This is a genomic window from Streptococcus sp. HMSC068F04 (assembly GCF_001837455.1).
GTDB classification, from domain to species: Bacteria; Bacillota; Bacilli; order Lactobacillales; family Streptococcaceae; genus Streptococcus; species Streptococcus salivarius_D.
On sequence record NZ_KV832530.1, the window covers coordinates 1 to 2,353 of the forward strand.

Below are 2,353 nucleotides of genomic sequence, written 5' to 3' on the forward strand. Positions count from 1 at the left end.
TTCTGAAAAACCAAGCTCTGAAGTCACAAGTACAGCTAGTTCGGAAGTAGCTAATTCTGAAACTACACATTCTGAGGTAAGTGCAACGACTAGCGAGAGTGTTACACCTGAGAATGTGTCACCAACAACTAGTGATACTGATACCCCTAATTCTCAAGTTCCCTCTGCTGAAAAGAATATCACGGGTGGTCAATGGTATAGTGATGAACAAGGCAATTGGCATTACAAAAAAGATGGCAAGGATCTGACAGGTCCAAACCTAATTGATGGACAGCATGTCTATTTTGACAAGGATGGTAAACAGGTCAAAGGAAACTTTGCCCAAGATGGACATTATTATGATGGTGAACTTGGACATCTAACAACTGAATCTTTTGTTACTACTGGCGATAACCACTGGTATTATGTAGATAAGACAGGTGAAAAAGTGACTGGCCTTCAAGAAATTGGAGACAAAACTTACCACTTTAATGACAAGGGGCTTCAAACAAAAGGACAAAGAGTAGTTATTGAGGGTAAAGGATATTATTTCCATCCTGAAAATGGCGAACTTTGGAATAATAAGATTGCCCTCTACCATAGTACTCGCTACATTAACGGAACCAGCGACGACATTTATTACTACTATGACAATGACGGTAATATTTACACTGGCCCTAAAACCATCGACGGTAAAGAGTACTACTTCCAACCAGACATGGTCTATTATTCTAAATTCAAGAATCCTGATGGTACTGAAAGTTATTACAATGAACAGGGACAAAAAGTCTATAATGGCTGGGGTAAAATCAGATACATGTACCTGAGAGGATACCTCTGGACACCTTCTGTTTATGCTGATGAAAATGGACATGTTGTCCATGGATTCAAGCGTATTAATGGACAACTCTACTATTTTGATGAATCTGGTTCACTAAGAGATGATGTTCCTGGCAGCCCAAACCCACTGTTCCAAGTTGATGGAAACTGGTACTATGCTCAGTTTTCTAAATACATTAACGGCGTAAGAGGTGCTATCCTCACCAATGCTTTCACTTTTATTGCTGTAGATGATAGATACCCAACATCAATTGCAGATGAAAATGGTAAATTGACTCCAGTTACAGCCAAAAATAGTTATGTTACTGCTGGAGGTAAATGGTACTATGTTGATAAATCTAGTTATCCTTTAAAGGGTGAACAAGTGATAGATTATGTCAATGTCTACTTCCGTGATGACTATTCTCAAGTTAAAGGGGACTTTGCGCCAAACGGCCATTATTATGATAAAGATAGTGGAGCCCTCGTTACCAACCGTTATGTCGAAAAAGATGGCAAATGGTACTATGTCAATGATAAGGGCGATAAATTAATTGGTGCTCAAACTATAGGTGGTGTAGAAGTCTATTTTGATAAAGACGGTGTCCAAGCCAAAGGTATTTTTGCCAATGCTGATCATTTTTATGACAAAGACACAGGTGCTGCTGTCCGAGACCAAATCGTCGAAGTCGATGGCAAACGCTATTATGTTGGTCAAGATGGTAGAAAAGTTTACTCAGGAACACATATTGTTCATGGTGAAGAAGTGAATCTTATCGTTGGAGATGGTCATCAGGCCTTCGGAGAATTCACAGGCCACGGAGATAGTGGAGACTATATCGGATTTGATGGTAAAAAAGTCACAAAAGCTGGTTTCGTTAAAACCAAAGATAATCACTGGTATTATTTAGACGGTAAGGGAAACAAATTAGTCTCCGTTCAAGTTATCGATGGCGAACTCTACTACTTTGGACTTCCTACTCGTAAATACTACTACGGAATGCAAAGTAGAGGTGAGCTCATCTATGCGTATTACAGTGATACTATCCCTAACAGTAGCCACATCTACTATCTGGATGAAGCAACAGGCGCTGCTCTTAAAAATCAATACCATGAATGGGAAGGTAGTTGGTATTACTTTGGTCCAAACTGGTACGCCTTGACCGGTGAACAAACCATTGACAATGTTCCAGTCTACTTCCACAGTAACGGTAAACAAGCCAAAGGTGAACTAGTCACCGTCGATGGTAAAATCCACTACTACGATGCTAACTCAGGTGCCCGTTTGTCAAATATTGACATTACTATTAAAGGGCAAACCTATCATTTTGATGCGGATGGAAACGGAACACCAATTAGTTAATGAAGTTATAAATACTCCTTCTCAATAATGACAGTTTACAATGAAAGGAGAATTATCATGGAAAAGAAAGTACATTTTAAACTTCACAAAGTTAAAAAACATTGGGTAACTATTGCAGTGACAGGGCTTGCTTTGGGATTGAGTTTTGCAGGTCTCAACTATGCTTCAGCTGAAGAACAACCTACCCCTGTT

General features: G+C 39.4%; 2 protein-coding genes. Both read left to right on the top strand.

Translation table 11 applies throughout. The features are described 5' to 3' along the window. On the top strand, positions 1-2,161 hold a 2,161-nt coding region (locus HMPREF2571_RS08945), incomplete at its 5' end, for a glucosyl transferase (protein WP_070847831.1). 57 nt (positions 2,162-2,218) lie between these two features. Then, the coding region (locus HMPREF2571_RS11020; RefSeq protein ID WP_176745589.1) for a KxYKxGKxW signal peptide domain-containing protein at positions 2,219-2,353 on the top strand (135 nt) is incomplete at its 3' end.